The 18,860-nt window shown below is 64.5% G+C and carries 7 protein-coding genes; 4 read left to right on the top strand and 3 right to left on the bottom strand.

Annotation, left to right across the window (positions count from 1 at the left end; genetic code table 11):
* Positions 1-61 precede the first annotated feature (61 nt).
* Entirely contained in the window at positions 62-1,585 is a 1,524-nt protein-coding gene (gene dacB / locus M5B99_RS09220) for a D-alanyl-D-alanine carboxypeptidase/D-alanyl-D-alanine-endopeptidase (RefSeq protein WP_248803735.1), read from the top strand.
* A 206-nt stretch (positions 1,586-1,791) separates the two neighbouring features.
* Here the strand turns inward: dacB and M5B99_RS09215 are convergent, their stop codons facing one another.
* Entirely contained in the window at positions 1,792-2,667 is an 876-nt protein-coding gene (locus M5B99_RS09215) for an AraC family transcriptional regulator (RefSeq protein WP_248803734.1), read from the bottom strand.
* Positions 2,668-2,804: 137 nt separating this feature from the next.
* On the opposite strand from M5B99_RS09215, the gene M5B99_RS09210 reads away from it, so the two are divergent.
* From M5B99_RS09210 to M5B99_RS09200, 3 genes are all read left to right on the top strand, one after another.
* A complete protein-coding gene (locus tag M5B99_RS09210; RefSeq protein WP_248803733.1) occupies positions 2,805-3,707 on the top strand; it encodes a DMT family transporter in 903 nt (300 codons plus the stop codon).
* Between the two features lie 100 nt (positions 3,708-3,807).
* Complete coding sequence (locus tag M5B99_RS09205) at positions 3,808-9,924, top strand: NEL-type E3 ubiquitin ligase domain-containing protein (RefSeq protein ID WP_248803732.1); 6,117 nt, start codon at positions 3,808-3,810, stop codon at positions 9,922-9,924.
* A 113-nt stretch (positions 9,925-10,037) separates the two neighbouring features.
* A complete protein-coding gene (locus M5B99_RS09200; RefSeq protein ID WP_248803731.1) occupies positions 10,038-16,385 on the top strand; it encodes an NEL-type E3 ubiquitin ligase domain-containing protein in 6,348 nt (2,115 codons plus the stop codon).
* Between the two features lie 216 nt (positions 16,386-16,601).
* Here the strand turns inward: M5B99_RS09200 and M5B99_RS09195 are convergent, their stop codons facing one another.
* The gene (locus tag M5B99_RS09195) at positions 16,602-17,576 is read right to left on the bottom strand and encodes a 2-hydroxyacid dehydrogenase (RefSeq protein ID WP_248803730.1); all 975 of its coding nucleotides are present in this window, start codon (positions 17,574-17,576) and stop codon (positions 16,602-16,604) included.
* A 262-nt stretch (positions 17,577-17,838) separates the two neighbouring features.
* Complete coding sequence (locus tag M5B99_RS09190) at positions 17,839-18,795, bottom strand: LysR family transcriptional regulator (RefSeq protein ID WP_248803729.1); 957 nt, start codon at positions 18,793-18,795, stop codon at positions 17,839-17,841.
* Positions 18,796-18,860 lie beyond the last annotated feature (65 nt).

Below are 18,860 nucleotides of genomic sequence, written 5' to 3'. Positions count from 1 at the left end.
GATCAGCCGCTGCCGCAGGCAGAGGCTATTGTGTATTTATTGGTTGAGTTCGAGGCGCAAGATGAATTCGGTACAGGGTTTCATGGGCAAGGGCGTCGCATTGGCGTTATGCGCACTGTTGGCGGCCTGCTCCAGCAAGGCACCGAAGGCTCCCGAGCCGGTCCGGGCGGTGGTTCTGCAAGCGGCGCAGTTGCCATTGCCGTTGCCACGCTCGGCCTTTTGCGCCGGGCTCGACAGCGTCCTGCGCGCTCCGGCGTTGCAGGGTGCGATGACCTCGCTGGTGGTGCGCGAGGCGAACACCGGCAAACTGGTGTGCGAATACAACCCGCAATTCCGCCTGATTCCGGCTTCCAGCCTCAAACTGGTGACCACGGCGGCGGCCATGGAAGTGCTGGGCGCCGATTATCGTTTTTCCACGACCCTGCTGAGCACGGGGGGGCAACAGGGCACGGTGCTGAACGGCGATCTGTACCTGCGCGGCACAGGTGACCCGACGATGCGCCAGGAAGACTACCAGGCCCTGGCGGCCGGGCTGGCGCGCAAAGGCATCACGCGGGTGCGCGGACGCCTGATCCTCGATGACACCGCCTTCGACCATGAACGGCTGGGGGTCGATTGGTCCAGCGATGACGAGCAGCAGTACTTCGCGGCGCAGATTTCCGCGCTGAGCGTGTCGCCGAACGCCGACCTGGATGTCGGTTCGATCCTGGTGAATGTGCATGCCGGTAGCTCGGCCCATCAGCCGGTGCGGGTCAGCTTCACGCCGGCCAACCGTTATATGAACGTGCTCAACCGGGCCAGGACGGGCCGCGGTGGTCCGCTGGTGGTCAGTCGGGTCCATGGCGGCAACCTGCTGCGCATCGACGGCGCGTTGCCCAAGGGCGCGGAGCGCATTGCCCAGGTCAGTGTCTGGGAACCGACTGGATTGGTGGCTGATCTGTTCCGTACCGCCTTGCTCCAGCAGGGGATCGCGGTGGAAGGCGGCAGTGTGCTCGGCGTCGCTACGCCGGCTGCGGCCCAGCCGCTGGTCGAGCACCAGTCGCCGGTCCTCGCGGAGTTGATGCCGCCGCTGCTCAAGTTGTCGAACAACAATATGGCGGAGATCCTGCTCAAGTCCATGGGGCGCAAGACCGCGCATGCGGGCACTGCGGCGGCGGGTGTGGCGGCGGTCAACGGGTTCCTGCAGGGGCACGGGGTGGCGTCGACGGAGTTGCTGCAGTTCGATGGTTCCGGTTTGTCACGGCGTAACCAGGTGTCGGCGCGGACCCTCAGCGATTTGCTGCTGGCGGCGCGGGGTCGGCCCTGGTTCCAGGCCTGGTATGCGGCGCTGCCGGTTGCCGGCAATCCCGAGCGGATGATCGGTGGCACCTTGCGCAAACGCCTGCGCGGCACGGCGGCGGCGAACAACCTGCATGCCAAGACCGGCAGCATGGGCGGTGTGTCGTCGTTGGCCGGTTATGTCACCAGCCGTGATGGGCGGCCGTTGGTATTCGCCATGCTGAGCAACAATTACCTGGTCGGGGGGCGGCAAGTCAAAGCGGTGGAGGACCAGGTGGTGATGGCCTTGGCCAACAAGTCCGACTGAGAAAACAGGCTATTGAAAGCACCGCATAACTTGTGGGAGCGGAGCTTGCCCGCGAAGTTTTTGGCGGTCTCAAGGGCCTCTTCGCGGGCAAGCTCCGCTCCCACAGGAGTGGTGTAGCCACGGGAGTGGGGTAGCCAGAGGAGTGGGGTAGCCAGAGGAGTGGGGTAGCCATAGGAGTGGGGTAGCCACAGGGGGGGGGCCTGGCTTTAGTGGGTGAAGGCTTGCCGGTATTCGCCGGGCGTGGCGCCCAGGACCTGGCGGAAGCGGTTGGCGAAATGACTGGCACTGGCAAATCCGCACGCCAGGGCAACCTCGCCAAGGGGCTGCACAGTGCCTCGCAGCAGCACCCGCGCCCGCTCCAGGCGCCGTGCCAGCACATACTGATGGGGTGGCAGGCCGAAGCTGGTACGAAACATCCGCGCAAAGTGATATTCCGATAGCGCGCACAACCCGGCCAACTCGCCCAGGCTCAACGGTTGGTCCAGGCGGCTGTCGATGTACTCCACCAGCAAGCGCCGCTGATGCGCCGCCAAGCCGCCTTTCAAGCGCAAGCCCTGGCGCATGCCCACCTGATTGAGCAAGGTATGGCCGAGCAACTCGTGGGCCAGGCTGCTACTGAGCAGGCGCTCCCCCGGTTCGTCCCAGTTCAGGCCGATCAGTTGGCGAAAACGCCGGGCCTGTTGCGGATCGTCGAGAAAGGTATGTTCCTGCAATTGCAACTCACGCGGCTCGCGGTCCAGCAGCGTCACGCAACCGACCGCGAACTGTTGCGCACTGAAGTACAAGTGAGCCAGGCGGATACTGCCATTGATCACCCAACCGGACTGGTGCTCGGCGGGCAGGATGCAGAGCTTGTCCGGGCCGCCCTTGGTGTCCGGGCGATCACGGCGAAAGGTCCCGGTGCCGCCGGCGATATAGCAGGACAGGGTGTGGTGACCGGGCGCCTCATAGTCCTGGGCGTCGTGGTGGTTGCTCCACAAGGCCGCGGCCAGGCCGTCACCGAGCTGCGCGCTGTGTTCCAGGCGCGAATTGGGTGAGCGGCTCAGCGCTTGAAAGACTTGCAGGGTATCCAGTGCGGGCATGGTCAGTTCTCCAACGCTTTGCATCCTACTCCCTAGACCGGGCCCTGACAGCCCGGCGCCGACAAAAGCGCAAGTTTTTGCAAGCGCGAGCCCCGCCAACCCGTCGACACTGGGGCCTGTCTTCCGGAGTCCGCCTCATGAACCTGTTTCTGTACCTGCTGACCGTATTGATCTGGGGCACCACCTGGATCGCCCTGAAACTGCAGCTGGGGGTGGTGGCGATTCCGGTCTCCATCGTCTATCGCTTCGGCCTGGCGGCGCTGGTGCTGTTCGTCCTGCTGCTGCTCAGCCGCCGCCTGCAACCGATGAACCGCCGCGGTCACCTGATCTGCCTGGCCCAGGGCCTGTGCCTGTTCTGCCTGAATTTCATGTGTTTCCTCACGGCCAGCCAGTGGGTGCCCAGCGGTTTGGTGGCGGTGGTGTTTTCCACCGCGACCTTGTGGAATGCCCTGAACGCCCGGGTGTTCTTCAAGCAGAAAATTGCCCGTAATGTGCTGATGGGTGGGGCCCTCGGTCTGCTCGGCCTGGGCCTGTTGTTCTGGCCGGAACTCTCCGGGCACACCGCCGGCCCGCACACGCTGCTGGGCCTGGGGCTGGCCTTGCTCGGCACGATGTGCTTTTCGGCCGGCAACCTGCTCTCCAGCCTGCAACAGAAGGCCGGGCTCAAGCCCCTGACCACCAACGCCTGGGGCATGCTCTACGGTGCGACGATGCTCGCCGCCTACTGCCTGGTCCAGGGCATCCCCTTCGCCATGGAATGGAACACGCGGTATATCGGCTCGCTGCTGTACCTGGTGATTCCGGGCTCGGTGATCGGCTTCACCGCTTACCTGACCCTGGTCGGGCGCATGGGCCCGGAACGCGCCGCCTACTGCACGGTGCTGTTTCCGCTGGTGGCGTTGAATGTCTCGGCCTATGCCGAGGGTTATCACTGGAGTGCGCCGGCCCTGCTCGGGCTGGTGGCGGTGATGGCGGGCAACGTCCTGGTGTTCCGCAAACCGGGGACAGCAGCGCGGCCGATACCCGCCAGGGTGGCCTGAGCGGCGTCAGGCAAAAGGCACGCCACATCTATATAGATCAGTCGCGGATCAATGGCTGGATAACCTGACGCTTTCCACGGCGTATCAGGAAGGCCATGCCATGAACCGATCGGTTGAACAGAGTACGGATATCGACAGCGCTGACGAAGCCCCGTCGCCAGACCCCGCCGAGGTCGACGACCCCTTGTTGTCGGCTTTTCTGCGGCGCGACGCGGAGCTGCTGCACAGCGAGCAGAGCTGGGCGCGGCAGCAGGTCGTCGAGCAACTGGCAATCTCGTTCAAGGCGGCCATGGGACCGTTGCATGAAGCCGAACAGCGCAGTTGGCTGGGGCGCTACCGCCTACTGATGACGGCCAGGTCGGCACTCGACGAGGAGAGCGAAAAGGTTGTCTCTGCCTTCGAGGCCGCCGGCCTGGCAGCGCTGCGCGAACGTCTGAAACAGGTCTCGGGCCTGGACCTCGACCCGCACACTACCTATCTGCATACCGTGATCGACGCGCAGGCGCAGGTTCCCCCACCCAAGGGCGAGGTGGAGAGCTTCGAGCGGCGGATCGGCACGCTGACCGTCTCGACCATGACTCTGTGGCAGGCCGCGTGCCTGAACTTCGCCTTTTCCGACACCCACTACGCCAACCTCAAGCGGCGCTGGATTTCCTTCGACAAGAAGGTCGATATCAACGATCGACGCTGGCTGCTCTCGACCGAGCAATTTGTCGAGATCGTCCGCGAGCTCAATCTGGGGGCCGCGCTCAAGCCCCATGTCGAGCGGGCGATGCGCGCCGACGGGCCGCTGGATCGGTCCATGCAGGCCTTCACCGGGGCCGAGATCGGCTTCGGCGTGTATGACTCGGTCCGCCAGTCGGCCACCACGGGCCTGAGCTACAGCGCCTTTGTCACCCTCAGGGACGAGCTGTCGACGGTCCGTCCCCGGCTCAAGGGCAGTTATGTCGCGTTGCGTTTGCCCGGTGGTCTGAAGGTCCGCCTGGACCGGGTACTGGAATCCATCGAGAGCGAACTGCTGCACCTCTTCGATATCGAGCATGAGCCCCTGCAAGTCATTTACCTGCCGCTGCTGATCTTCGAGGTCGTCGGGCACCAGGGGCTCTACAGCTACTGTGTCGACCGTCCGGAGGGAGCCTTGCGCTATCACCGCTCAAGAGCGGCGTTCGAAGAGGATTTCAAGGCGCAATTGCAAAAAGACAGCGCGCACAAGCGACTCCACTGGTTGATCTCGTCATTGGCGTTCAAGCAGCAGCATCAGTTCTGGCACTGGATCCAGGCGCACCGCAAGCCCAGGACGGTCACCTGGACCTCGACTTTTGCCGACGTCTACGAGTGGTTCTGGTCGGGGGAGGGCATCGACGAGCTGATCTTCGAGTATGGCAAGACGAGTACCGATTTCAGCCCCGGCCAGGCCTTGGCGGAGTTCTACGCCTGGCGGTTTCGCTTGAATACCCAGGCGATCGCGGCGTCCAAGACCGAGCACGATCTGCAAGCCGTCAAGGGGGGCGTTCTCGCCGTCATGCACCTGTTGCTCAATGTCCTGATGTTGCCGGTTCCGGGTGGCTTCGGGGTCCTGGGGCGGGTGGTGGCGACGCTGATGTTCGCGCAAATGGGGCTGGAGTTGGCCGACGGTATCCTGGCGACTTTCCAGGGCCGGCCGAAGGCGCTGGGCCAGGCCCTGGCCAGTCTCGGCACGATGATCCTGAGCGGGAGCCTGCTGGGGGCTGCGGGGCGCGCCGTGGAGCGGCGTTTCCAGGCGTTGTCTCTGGAAATCGGGCGTTGGCGCAAGGTGACCCAGGGCCCAGGGACGGAGCCGCTCTGGAAGATCGACCTGAGCGGCTATGCCGTCTCCGTCACGGGACTGGCGGAGCGCTTTGTCGCGGATGAGCGGGGGCTTTTCGAAGAGGGCGGTCTGCTGTTCGGCGAGGTGCGCGAGCGCGACTGTTCGCTGCAGATCCGCTTGGAATACGATGCCGCGCTCAAGCGTTATGTGGCGGTCAGGCCCGACGCGGCGGGATTTCGTCCACCGATGCTCTATGACCCGCAGGCGCGGCACTGGCTGGCGGACCTGGATGACAGTGCTGGCCTGAGCGATGCCGGCTGGTTGGCGCGGATGATCGGCCAGGGAACTGGCGAAGAGGCCGAGGTGCTGTTGCACATCAGCGGCATCGACCGCCAGGCGCTCCAGACGCTCTGGGCGGGTGGCTTGCCACCGGCGTCCCTGGTCGAGGCCGTGCGGCGCCGGCAGATCGACGCCGGCCTCGACGCGCTGATCGCCAGCAGCGATGCGCGACTGAGTTTGCCGGTGGAGGCCGAGCGTGTGCTGTTCTGTCTGCTACCACGGCTGCCCGATTGGCCGGAAACGGTCGGGCTGTTTATCCACGGGCCCGAGGGCGAGTTGCTGGAGGTTCATGGTCGAAAGGCGCAACCGGCGGACTTCGAGTACAAGGTGGCGATTCGACGGCTGGAGGAGGGCGGTTATGTCGAGCACCTCGCCGACCCGCAGCCGATTGCTGATGTGCTCGCCCATGAAGAGGGGGTGCAGGCACTGATCCTCAGCCTGTTGCCCGACGACTGTCCACTCAAGGGCCGCTTCGAGCCCTTTGTCCGGCGTCAGTGGAACAAGAGCATAAGGCAGCAGATCAAGGCCCTGGCCCGGCTCGAGCGGCCCGCGTTGTTCGAGATGCTCAGCGTCCATGATGGCCTGGCCCGCTCGACCTCGCGGGCGCCGGCCCGGCATTACTTGTCACTGATCGCGCCGTCCCTGCCGCCGCTGGTGCTCAAGCTCCAGGGGCTGTACCCGGCAGTGTCGCTGGCGCGGATCGCCGAGCATCTGCGGCGTATGCCGCTGGATTCGCGACAACGCGAGCGCTTCCTGGCGAGTGCCGAACTGCCTGGCGAACAGGCTCGCGCCCTGGCCGATGCGCAAGGCTTGACCCGCCTGGGCCGGGTGCTGGACGGGATCTATCACCGCCGGGCCGCCAATCGCGATACGGATACCTGGCTACAACTGGCCGGCGAGTTGCTGGTGCAAGAGCAATTGGGTCTGAGCCTGTGTCCGCAGGTACGCACGAGTGCGACCCATGACGACTTCTATCGGGCGTTGGCGGGGCTGTTCAAGCCCCCCGAACTGAGCCGGCTGGGCGTGGCCGATGCTACTGACGTCAAGGCCTTGCGCAAGCGGGTCGCCGCCGTGCTGGAACAGCGACGGACCCGGGACGGCCGTATCCGCCTGCCGATCAAGCGTTGCCAGGAGACGCTCACCCTGGCTGCGACCCTGGTGCCCGATGAGGCCGGCCGCTATCGGCAGGACAGCAACACTTACTTGATGCTCGAGGGGGGCCTGTATCGGATTGAAAGCAGCGGATTGCCGGAGGACTGGCGGATCAACCCCGGCGATCTGCCGGGGGCCTACACGCCGAGCCTGGAGCATAACGGCGCGAGTGCCTGGTGGCATGAGTTCGAAAATCCGCTGAGCTGGGATGGCCTGACCGCGTTTCGTCGCCTGGGCGGGCAAGCCGAGTCATTTGCCGAGCCCGTGGTCCGGCAGATACTGAGCATCAGCGCGACGCCCGACAACCTGCTGCGGCAGACGATTTTTTGCAATCGGCGGCCTCCGGCTTTGCTGACCGCCGTCATGCAGCACTTCAGGGACTGCCTGGATATCGAACAGCACCTCGACGCGCTGAGCTGGCGTGCGAAGGCGTTGCCCGCGCTATTTAAAACAGCACTCACGGCGCTCGGCGAGGCCGATCGCCTGTGGCTGGCCGTCACCCCCGAGTTGTCCGAAGATCAGTGGGTCGGTGCGTTGCTACGAGGCCTGGAGAGTGACGCCCGGCGAGTCAGGCGGATATTGGCCGACGGTCTGTCCAGGCAGCGGGCCAGGGTCGGGGAGCCTTTGACGAGTTCGCTCGAACGGGCTTTCCCCGACCTGCCGGGCGGTGTGGCCGACGAGATCCTGGCACACAGCGAAGCCTGGCAACGCAGGCTGATCCGCCAGACCGGGCGTATCCCGCTGGCGCTGGCCGAAGAAGCCCGCTGGTGGCGTGAGGAAGCGATCCTGAGCCGGGTCCTTATCGGCCTGAGTCCCGACGCGCTGGGCAATGCCCAGAGCGACCGGTTCCTGTTGCCGTTGCTCAAGCAATTGCCGGGCTGGCCAAGCCAGGCGCGCGTTGAACTGCGCGAAGCGGCAATCGACGGCCCCCTGTTGGACAGCAGTGGCAGCGCCGAGCTCGGCAAACGGCGGGTGGTGGTGAAGACCGTGGACGGTTATGAGGCGTTCATGGTCGAGGGCGAGCAGATCTCCCGCCGGGGGACGCTGCAAAGCGACCTGCTCCTGGCCCTGTCACGGGTGATCCAGGATTTGCCCGCGCGCCTGCCCAGGGGGGCCGTCCAGGATTCAAGAGCCCAGTTGAAAAGCCTGCTCTTCGAACAGGCGATTCGCCAGCGTGGGGAACTGCGCCGTCGCCTCGGCCTGCGCCCGGCCCATGCCTGGGCCGCCTTGCCACGGCGCCTGGTGCGCCAGCGCAGCGGTCAGCTCGGGATCGAGCTGAGCGGTCGCGGCCCGGGTCTGCCGACGGTGGAGTTGTTCGGCACGCTGAAAAGACTCTTTCGCGGCGCGACCAACCAGGAGCTGTTCGACATGCTCCAGTCGTTGGGGCGCACGAGCGCGGAGCAACGGGTTGCGGTCGAGGCTCTGGAGCACGACTACCTCAGGTTGCGCAGCGACCTGGAAGTCTGGCTCGATGTCCCGCAAATCGAGGGCAAGGATCGCAACCTGGCGCTCAGGATGCGCAAGGCAATGGCCTCCAGGATCCGCCGTTGCTGGCGCTGGGAAAGTCGTAATGTGCTGGGCGGTGTGTTGTTGCTCGAAGGCTTTTCCGTCGAGCAGATGCCGATCCTCAGCGTGCCGTTCACACACGTGACCCAGTTGTTGATTCGTGACATGAACCTCGATATCAGTTATCTGAGCGCTTTCCTGCGGGCCTTTCCGGCTTTGCAGCATCTGCGCCTGTATGGCGCCGGTCTGAAGCGCCTGCCCCATCAAATCGGTGAGATGCACGGCCTGCAAGAGCTCGACCTGGAGGGCAATCATATTACCCTGACGGCGGCGGGGGCCTTGCAGCTGGCGGGACTGCGGCAATTGAAATACCTGAACTTGCGCGGTAACCCGCTGAAGCTGCTCCCCGACTTTGCCGCCCTGACGGACTTGCAGTCGCTGGACCTGAGCCGGACCGCGATCGATGCCTGGCCTTCGGGTGTGCTCTTCCTCAAGCACCTGGTGGTCCTGGACCTGTCGCATAACCGCATCCAGCAGGTACCCGATTCCGTGCAGTTGGCCCCGCTGCAGCTCAACCGCGGTGTCAACCTGGAAGGCAATCCGCTGCTGCCGGACACCGTGACCAAACTGTCGGTGTATACGCGGGAAAAAAAGGCAGCGGGTATTACCTTCGGGCTCACCTCGGCCGAGCTTTCCGCACCCGTCGGCATCGAGGCCTGGGGCGCGGCCGCGGACCGGAGCACGCGTCAGAATGAATGCTGGCAATGCGTCAGGGACGAGCCGCACGCTGGCGGATTCTTCGCGTACCTGGAAAGCCTGAGTGCCCTGGCGACGTTCTATGAGCCGCAGTTCTCCAGTGCGCGCAGGAACCTGACGCAACGTGTCTGGCGGATCATGGAGGCGGCGGCCGACAGTGCGGACTTGTGCCGGCAACTGTTCCTCCTGCAACGCACGGCAGCGGCGCAGGGGATGGAGAGGTTGCGGATCTTCAATGAAATCGAGTTCGCGGTACTCTGCCACCAGGCACTTGCGCTGGTCGAAAAATCTGCCGCCAGGGCCCGAATACTGCGCTTGTTGAAGGGCAAGTTTCGCCTGCTGATGTTCTGGGACAAGACCATCGATCCGGCGATCTACCGGGCCTATTGGGAACAGCTGGGCGAGCGCCTGGAACTGCCCGACCTGTGCAACGAGCGGTTCTACCCGGAGCGGGTGCAACTCGACCAGAGCCAGCTTGAAGCGATGGTCAACTATGTTCGAGAGATGGAAGCGCTGCCGCCGGAGGCGAACGGCCTGCACCGCTATCTGAAATCCCAGCCGTTCTGGTGCCGGTTCCTGTATCTGGCCTACGAGCAAGAGACCCAGTCATTGTCCGTCCAGGAGCGCGACTCCCGGATCGACACGCTCACCCTGAATGCCTTGAGTGGCGTCACCTGATCGGCCGGTCGCGTGCCGCCATGGTCCGTAGCGGGTTGGCGATACTTAACTAGCGCCGAGGCTCCGCCCCGGCGGCTTAGGCTGATGCTTTCAACGCTTGCCAAGGAGCCAGCATGAACCCAGCCGAAGCACCATCGCAGCCCGTCCCATCGACTCCTGTGGCGTCCGTTCCGGACCTCGACCCACAGATCAGCGCGTTCATCGCGCAGCAATCCGCTCTCCTGCATTCCCGCGAGAGTTGGGCCCGACAACAGGTCCTCGACCATCTCACCGACCTGTTCAAGGATGCCATGCACCCGTTGCAGGAAATGGAGCAGCGCAGCTACCTGAGCCTGTTTCGTGCGCTGGTCGCCGCCAAAGGCGCGCTGGATGCCGAGAGCAAGGGGTTTGTCGAAGCATTCGAACAGGCCGGCCTGTTGGCGCTGCGCACGCGTATCAAGCAGGACTGTGGCCGGGACCTGGACCCGCGTACCACCTACCTGCATACCGCCTACGCCGTGGAGTCCGGCAAAAAACGCCGGGCGGCGCCGCACAAACGCTCACTGGATGCCGGGGCGGGGATAGCGGTGGATGTGGCGACCTTGTCCCTGTGGCAGGCCGCCTGCCTGAACTTCGCCTTTTTCGACTTGCCCGAAATGAAGCGGCGCTGGATCAGCCACGGCACCGGCGAGGAGGATATCAACCAGGGCAGTCTGATCGATGTGGACAACTTCATCCAGATCGTCCGCGACCTGAACCTGGGGGCGGACTTGCGGCAGCGGGTCGAGATCGCCCTGCGACCCACGGCGTTACTGCCCCGGCTGATCGCGGCCTATGTGCGCGAGATGTTTCGCTTCAACCTCTACGACGCCGCGAGAACCGCGGCCAACACCCGGCTGAGCCGAAGTCTGTTCGACTCGTTGCGCGATGCGCTGGAGCGCGGGCCGTCCCTGTTGAAGGTCGAACAGGTGGCGATCAAGCTGCCGCAAAGTCTCGGTCGGCTCATGGCCCGCGTGGAGTTCACCCTCGAGGAGGCGGTCCTGCGCCTGTTCTCGCTGAAGTCGTTCGACCTCAGCGGCATTTATCTGCCGGCGTTGATCCTGCGGGTTTCCGGTGAGTCCGGCCTGTACAGCTACTGTGCCGAACGCCCTGGCGGGGTGTTGCGTCATCACCCCTCGCTGGCGGCCTTCGAGCAGGAGCTCAAGGCCCAGCTCAAGACCGACAACGCGCGCGAGGCCCTCGGTTGGCTGATCTCCTCACTGGCCTTCGAGCAGCAGAGCAGACTCTGGCAACTGATTGAACCCGAGCACAAACCCACCGACCTCAATGGGTTGGCCGACAAGCTCTACGAAGTGTTCCATTGGGTGTTTCCGAACCAGACCCTGGACGACCTGAGTTTCGCCTACCACCCCGCCGGAGGGCGTCCGGAAGACGTGCTGAGCCGCTTTTACACCTGGCGTTTTCGCCTCAACACCGAAGCGATTGCCGTGCCCAAGAGCCAGCAGGACCTGCGCGCGGTCAAGGAAGGCATCGTCAGCCTCATGCACCAACTGCTCGATCTGTTGCTGACGCCGGTGCCGGGCGGTCTGGGCAGTATCGGGCGGATGGTGATGGCGGCGATGGCCGGGCACCTGGCGCTGGAGCTGGTCGAGGGCGCGGAGGGCGCCGGCGAGGGGCGTCCCGAGCCGCTGCTGCAGGCGGGTCTGGAAATCGCCAATATGTTGCTGCTGGCCGGCCTGCATGGGTACGCCGGGCGCCTGGCCTACCGCCGCATCGGCAGTGAGTTCAAGCGCCTGGACAAATACCGCCGGGTGCAACTGGCGGATGGCGCCAGCAAGCTGTGGCAGCCGACGCTGCTGCCCTACGCGCGCAAGAGCGTCGAGCTGGGCTCGGTATTCGACGAAAAGGGGCTGAGCCCCCTGGGCGCTAAGTTGTATGGTCAGGTCAAGGAGCGAGGACAGGACCTGACCGTCGAGCTTGAGTATGACAAGGACCTCAAGGGCTATCGGGCGACCCATCCCGACACGGGGCAATTCCACCCGCCGATGACCTATGACCGGTCTTCCCGGCGTTGGTCGGTGGCCCTGGATGACAGCCGGCAACTCTCGGATGCCCGCTTGCTGGCGCGGATGATCGCGCTCAAGGGCGCCAGTGCGGAGCAGGCCCAGCGGATCCTCGATATCAGCGGCGTGTCCCGCGAGCATCTGGAGCAGGTCTGGTCGGGGGGCACGCCGCATGCCTCGTTGGTCGAGGCACTGGAACGCTTCGAGGTCGATCAGGGGATTGCCGAACTCAGGGCCACCGACCAGGAGCAGGCGCTGCTCTCGCCGTGTGCCCAGCGGGCATTGTTTGCCCTGTTACCGGAGTTGCACGACTGGCCGACGGACCTCTGCCTGAAGGTCCACGGCGCGGACGGTGAACTGCAGGAGGCCTATGGCCGGCGCCAGCGCCTGGGCTTGTACGCCCGTTCGGTGAGTATCCGGCGCCTGGCGGATGGCGGTTTTGTCGAGCAGTCACCGGCCACGGATGAACCGTCGACAGCGCTGGCGAGCGGTTATGACCCTGGGGTACTGGCGTTGATTCTTGGGCTGCTGCCCAGCGACTCGGTGCTGTGCAGCGGTACCGATCCGCAGGTGCGGCGGGTCAGGGGCAAGACGCTGCGGCACCTGCTCAATGCCTTGGCCAGGGAGCGCTCGGGGCCGTTGTTCGAAGCCCTCGGTACCCATGCGGGGCGGATCAAGATCGATGTCAGCAACAACGCCTTCGGGCCCGAGGTGGGGGCCTACCTGCCCGTGTTCAGGTCCGGCGTGCCGGCGGTACTGGTGAGGATTCGCCTGCTCTATCCGCAGCTGTCGCTGACCAGGCTGGCGCAGTTCCTGCGCGACAATCCCTTGCCGTCGAGCCAGTGCCAGGCCCTGCTGGACACTCATCGGCTGCCGCAGCGCCTGCGTTATGCCCTGGGCCGCACGCAGCAGCTCAGCAGCTTGGGACGGGCCCTGGATGGGATCTATCAGAGCCGCTGGTTTCAGGAGGACACGGACGTCTGGTTGCAGGCCATCGCCGTGGGTTTTGTGCGTGAACGCCTGGGTCGGGCCCTGAAGTGGATCGAAGGTGACCAGACCTTTCTCGCCGACCCGCGGGACCTGCCGTTGCGTCGCTACGGCAAAGGGATCTATACGGCACTCGATAGCCGGCGGCAGCCAAGCCTCGATCTGTCGTCCACCGAGAGTTTTTATCGGGCTTTCGCCGCCTCTCTTTCCACTCAAGAGCAGGGCTTGTTGGGCATGGCCTCGGTGTCTGACGGGCAGGCGTTGCGCAATGCCATCGGCGCATATATGGGGGCACAGCGGCGCTCCGACGGCAGTGTCGGCCTGGCGCTTGAGCTGTATCGCTGCCCGCCGGTCTCCGAGGGCTACCGGGAGCTCGATCCACCGGGGTTGTATGTGCAGGACCGACGGATCTTCGTGCAGTTGGACCAGCGCTTCTATCAGGTCGAACAGGACCTGCGATTCGCCGAGTGGCGGATTTGCCACCCGACGCTCAAGGGCGCCTATGCGCCTCTGCTGGAGCACAACGGCCAGGGTGGCTGGTGGCATGAATTCGAGGAACCACTGGCTTGGGACGGGCTCCGGGCATTTCGTCGGCTCGAACCCGGCGCCAATGCTTTGTCCGATACCGTGGCCCGCCAGGTCCTGGCGATCAGCGGTCTCGACGACACGCTGCCGGGCCGGCTGTTGTTCGAAAACCGGCGCTGCGCGCCGCTGTTGAGCGAAGTGACCCGCCGCTTCAGGCAGGCGCAGATGGACAGTCCGTGGTCGGAGGTCGGCGACTGCGACCCCGGCACCGATCTCCAGGCGACGTTTATCCGCCAGCAGTTCCCGCTACTGAGCGTCGACATGGCGCAGGACTTGATCGAACAGGCGGACTCGTCCCAGCGCCAGCTGATGCGTGACTACAAACGCGTACCTCTGGCCCTGGCCCAGGAAGCGCGCTACCTGAGCGCGGAAGTCGAGGTCTGCCGGGTGTACGAGAGCCTGTTTCTGTCCACGCTACGCAGCGATGCGAGTGACATTCTGTTATTGCAATTGCTCGAGCGCTTGCCCGGTTGGTCGAAAGGCCTCTGGATCGAGTTGCGTCGCGAGACCGCGGGCGGTCCCTTGATTGCCAGCGTGGGTGATTTTTCGGCCGGCGTGCGTCGGGTCCTGGTCAAGACGGACCGGGGCTATGAGCCGTTCGAGGCGGATAGCGCCGGGCTGCGCAGCCTGGCAGCGGCGGATGAAGATCCGTTTTCGACAGTGCTCAAGGCCTTGCCGCAGTTGAAACGCACGACCCTGAACCTGCTCCATAGCAGCAATGATGTCGAGATGGATTTGAAACGGGTGATGTTCCAGAGCGTGTCGGGTGATCGCAACCGCATCCGGCAACTGCTCGGACAGCCCCCGGTGCTGCCCTGGAGCCGGCAACCACAACGCCTGATGCGCCTGCAAAGTGGTGCGCTGGGGTACCCGATGAGCGGGCGGGCAAGGCCGGGGTTGTACCCGCCGGGGCAGTTCAGACAGTTGAAAAAACTCTATCGAGGTTGTTCCGATGCGCAAGTCGCCGAGATCCTGGCAAGCCTCGGCGGGACTTCGGCAGCGCGCGCCAGGGCGGTCGAACGGTTGCACGGTGAATACCGCCAGTTGAAGGATGACCTGGCCCGTTGGCAGTTGGCGCCGCAGCTCGAAGACGTGGAGGATTTGCCATTCGGCGATACCCGGGTTGAACGCCGGCGCAAAGTCGCGCGGCGCCTCAGGCGCTGTTGGCGCCGCCAGAGCATTGCCCAGGAGCTGGGGCCGCTGCGCTATGTGCTGGTCCTGGATGGCCTGGAAGTCGAGGACCTGCCGGACCTGAGCGCCGATTTCAGCCACGTCACCCTGCTGTCGATGAACGACATGGGCCTGGGCAATGCCCGCTATCTGAGCAGCTTCCTGAGAAATTTCACCGGCCTGAGCACCTTGCGCATGGACGGTAACGGGCTGGGCAGCCTGCCGAACGCGGTAGGAGCGTTGCAGGCCCTGGAGGAACTGTCACTGGAAAACAATCGCTTGAAACTGATCGAAGGCACCGCGCGGGAACTGGCTGGGCTGACCAGGTTGCAGCGGCTGAATCTCAATGGCAACCCGCTGGGGGTACTGCCTGACTTTGGCGCGATGCTCTCGTTGCAGGTACTGCGCCTCTGCCGTACCGGCATCGATCATTGGCCGCCGGGACTGCTGGCCCTGAGAGACCTGGTGCGGGTGGAACTGCGCGAGAATGCGATCCGTGGGCTGCCGGCGGAACTGTTTGCGGGGCACGATCAACTCTGTCGCGGCATGGACCTGTCGGGCAATCCGTTGTCGCCGCAGGCGCTGACGGCGGTCCTGCATTATCGCCAGAGCGCGGAGCACCATGATGTGGTGTTCGGCCTTGGCAACCTGCGCCTGTCGTCGTTGTTCGGGATCGACCGCTGGGCCGGCGGCGCCGAAAAAACCGCGGAAAGGAGCGCCCAGTGGCAGCGTGTCAGGGACCGGCCCAATGCGGATGTGTTTTTCCTTCTGCTGGATCGCATGAGTGCCCCGCCGACGTTTTTCGATGCCGAATATCAGGGCGTGCGCAGCGATCTGAGTGCACGGGTATGGCGGCTGCTCAAGGCCGCGTCCGAGGATTTGCTGCTGTGCGAGGAGTTGTTCCGCCTGGAAGGGCGCGGGCGTGCCGTGGGCCTGAGCAGCTACCAGATTTTCAATCGGCTGGAGCTGAGCGTGGATTGCCAGGAGGCGTTGCGGCTGACGGACCAGGAGGCGGTGCAGTACCGTTTGCTGAAGCTGCTCAGGGGGCAGTTCCGCCTGAGCGCCCTGACGGTGGCGGTCGGCGCGAAGCACCCGGTACGATCGCTCTTCTGGTATCGCGGCTATTACGATGCCCTGGCCGAAGAACTGGCATTGCCTGACCAGTTCAACGGGCTGTTTACCGCCAGTCCGGTTCATGTCAGCAAGCAGCAGGCGGCCAACATCAAGGCTCAGGTTCTGCGCGAGGAACTCCCCCAGGCATTGCCTGATGGATCACCCGGTCAATCACCCGAGAACCTGCTGGAGGTGTTGCTGGAGGGCATGATCGAGGAACTGCCCGAGGAAATACCGCAAGAGCCACCCGAGGTGTTGCCGGATGAATTGCCGCCGGAGCCCGCCGAGGAGCGGGCCAATGCCGCGACTCCGCCATTGATAGGTTATCTGGTGGCCAATGACAGCTGGAGCGACTTTCTCATCCGTGCTCATGAGGGTGATTTTCAACGGGTCTTCGGGCATCTCTGGGCATTCGACAAACGCCCTGAAGACAGTGAGTATCGCCACCTCTGGCGGTCCCGTTTGAACCAGTTCCAGTACAACCGCCGGCGTTCCGTCTGGCTTACCCACTGGACCGTCAAAGCCCTGGGCAAAGAGGGCGTGTCAGCGCTCGGGAGTGCCTGAACAGCCCTTGGCCGATGGATGCTCCGGCAGAACGTACCGGATCCTGAAGGCGCTATTCGTGCCTACGCTGCTCTTGAGCCGCTGCTGCTGTGCCAGGGTGACGTGGCGCCGGCGGCACTTGAGCGAGGCGTGACGAATGGCTACGCGGCAGGTCCTGGTCCGGCGCGCGCAGGCCAATATCGGGGCCGAGCGGGATTAGCCCGGCCCCGTGCTCGCCTAGCCCTTCCAGACCTGGGGGTTGACCAGGTCGCGCGGCCGCTCGCCGAGCAGGGCGCTGCGCAGGTTGGCCAGCGCGCGGTTGGCCATGGCTTCACGGGTTTCGTGGGTGGCCGAGCCGATATGCGGCAGGGTCACGGCGTTCTTCAGTTGGAACAACGGCGACTCGGCCAGGGGTTCCTTCTCGTAGACGTCCAGCCCGGCGCCACGGATGGTGCCGTTTTGCAGGGCCTGGATCAGTGCCGGTTCGTCCACCACCGGGCCGCGGGAGATATTGATCAGGATTGCGTCCGGCTTCATCAAGCCCAGTTCGCGCTGGCTGATCAGGTGGCGGGTCTTGTCGCTCAACGGCACCACCAGCACCACGAAGTCGGCTTCGGCGAGCAGGGCGTCGAGACTGCGCAACTGCGCGCCAAGTTGTTGTTCGAGTTCCGGCTTGCGGCTGTTGCCGCTGTAGAGAATCGGCATGTTGAAGCCGAGATGGCCACGACGGGCCACGGCCGCGCCGATATTGCCCATGCCGACGATGCCCAGGGTCTTGCCGTGTACGTCACCACCGAACAGGGCCGGGCCGACGCTGGCCTTCCACTCCCCGGCCTTGGTCCAGGCATCCAGCTCGGCGACCCGGCGGGCGCTGCTCATCAGCAGGGCGAAGCCGAGGTCGGCGGTGCTTTCGGTGAGCACATCGGGGGTGTTGGTGAGCATGATCCCGCGTTCATTGAAGTAGGCCACGTCATAGTTGTCGTAGCCGACCGAGACGCTGGAGACCACTTCGAGCTTGGCGGCGTTTTCCAGCTGGGCGCGTCCGAGCTTGCGGCCGACGCCGATCAGGCCGTGGGCATGGGGCAGGGCGGCGTCGAACTGGGCGTTGAGATCACCGAGCTTGGGATCCGGGACAATCACCTCGAAATCCTGGCGCAGCTGTTCGACCATGGCGGGGGTGACGCGGCTGAAGGCGAGTACGGTTTTTTTCATCGCAGGGCTCATCGAACGGCGGGAATGCAAAGCACGCTATCATTTTTCGCCGGAGTTGTGCGCTGGATTGTATTTCCGTGGCGTCACAAAACCTTGTGGGAGCGGAGCTTGCCCGCGAAGAGGCCTTCAAGGACGCCAAAAGCTTCGCGGGCAAGCTCCGCTCCCACATTGAGCCGGTGTTTCAACACAATACTATCGTCGCGCACCAATCCCTGTGGGAGCTGGCTTGCCGGCGACGGCGGCCTGGCAGGCGCTGATGATCTCAGTTGGCGATACGCACGCTTTTCAGCTCATACGCCGCCAACTCGGCCTGATGGGCGGCCAGGATTTCCGGCAAGGAGCCGCGCAGGTACTCGACCCAGGTCTTGATCTTCGCATCCAGATACTGGCGCGACGGATAGATCGCATACACATTCAACTCCTGCGAGCGGTAGCTGGGCATCATCCGCACCAGGCTGCCATTGCGCAGGCCCTCGATCGCCGCATACACCGGCAACACGCCGACGCCCATGCCGCTGATGATCGCCGCTTTCATCGCATCGGCGGAGTTGACCAGGAACGGCGACGTCGCAATGTTCACCGCCTCCTGCCCATCCGGCCCGTCGAAGGCCCAGCGGTCCAGGGCGATCACCGGGCTCACCAGGCGCAGGCAGGCATGGTTGAGCAGGTCACTGGGGCGCTGCGCGCAGCCGTTGGCCTTCACATAGGCCGGCGAGGCACAGACGATGCTGTAAGTAATCCCCAGGCGCTGCGAAACAAACCCCGAGTCCGGTAACTCGCTGGCCAACACGATGGACACGTCATAGCCCTCGTCGAGCAGGTCCGGCACCCGGTTGGCCAGGGTCAGGTCGAAGGTCACATCGGGATGGGTCTTGCGATAACGGGCAATCGCATCGATCACGAAATGCTGGCCGACCCCGGTCATCGAGTGCACTTTCAACTGCCCGGCCGGCCGCGCATGGGCGTCGCTGGCCTCGGCTTCGGCTTCCTCGACATAGGCCAGGATCTGCCCGCAACGCAGCAGGTAACGCTTGCCGGCTTCGGTCAGGGCGATGCGCCGGGTGGTACGGTTGAGCAGGCGGGTTTGCAAGTGGGCCTCAAGAGCCGAGACCGCGCGCGAGACGTTGGCCGTCGTGGTGTCCAGTTGCACGGCGGCGGCGGTGAAGCTGCCGGCTTCGGCCACGCAACTGAAAGCGCGCATATTTTGCAAGGTGTCCATGGAGTGCTCTCTGGGGTGACGGTAAATTGTGACACGAAGTAACGGGGTGTTGGGCATACGACCAA

Origin of the sequence: Pseudomonas sp. MWU13-2100, assembly GCF_023242365.1 — a bacterium.
GTDB lineage: Bacteria > Pseudomonadota > Gammaproteobacteria > Pseudomonadales > Pseudomonadaceae > Aquipseudomonas.
The sequence above is the reverse complement of the archived record's forward strand: the minus strand, read 5'-3'. Positions and strand labels throughout refer to the sequence as shown.

Bases quoted from the DNA above. Each gene is read 5' to 3' on its own strand.
- M5B99_RS09195 (WP_248803730.1), bottom strand. From the start codon at position 17,576: ATGAAAAAAACCGTACTCGCCTTCAGCCGCGTCACCCCCGCCATGGTC.
- M5B99_RS09200 (WP_248803731.1), top strand. From the start codon at position 10,038: ATGAACCCAGCCGAAGCACCATCGCAGCCCGTCCCATCGACTCCTGTG.
- M5B99_RS09215 (WP_248803734.1), bottom strand. From the start codon at position 2,667: ATGCCCGCACTGGATACCCTGCAAGTCTTTCAAGCGCTGAGCCGCTCA.
- dacB (WP_248803735.1), top strand. From the start codon at position 62: ATGAATTCGGTACAGGGTTTCATGGGCAAGGGCGTCGCATTGGCGTTA.
- M5B99_RS09205 (WP_248803732.1), top strand. From the start codon at position 3,808: ATGAACCGATCGGTTGAACAGAGTACGGATATCGACAGCGCTGACGAA.
- M5B99_RS09210 (WP_248803733.1), top strand. From the start codon at position 2,805: ATGAACCTGTTTCTGTACCTGCTGACCGTATTGATCTGGGGCACCACC.
- M5B99_RS09190 (WP_248803729.1), bottom strand. From the start codon at position 18,795: ATGGACACCTTGCAAAATATGCGCGCTTTCAGTTGCGTGGCCGAAGCC.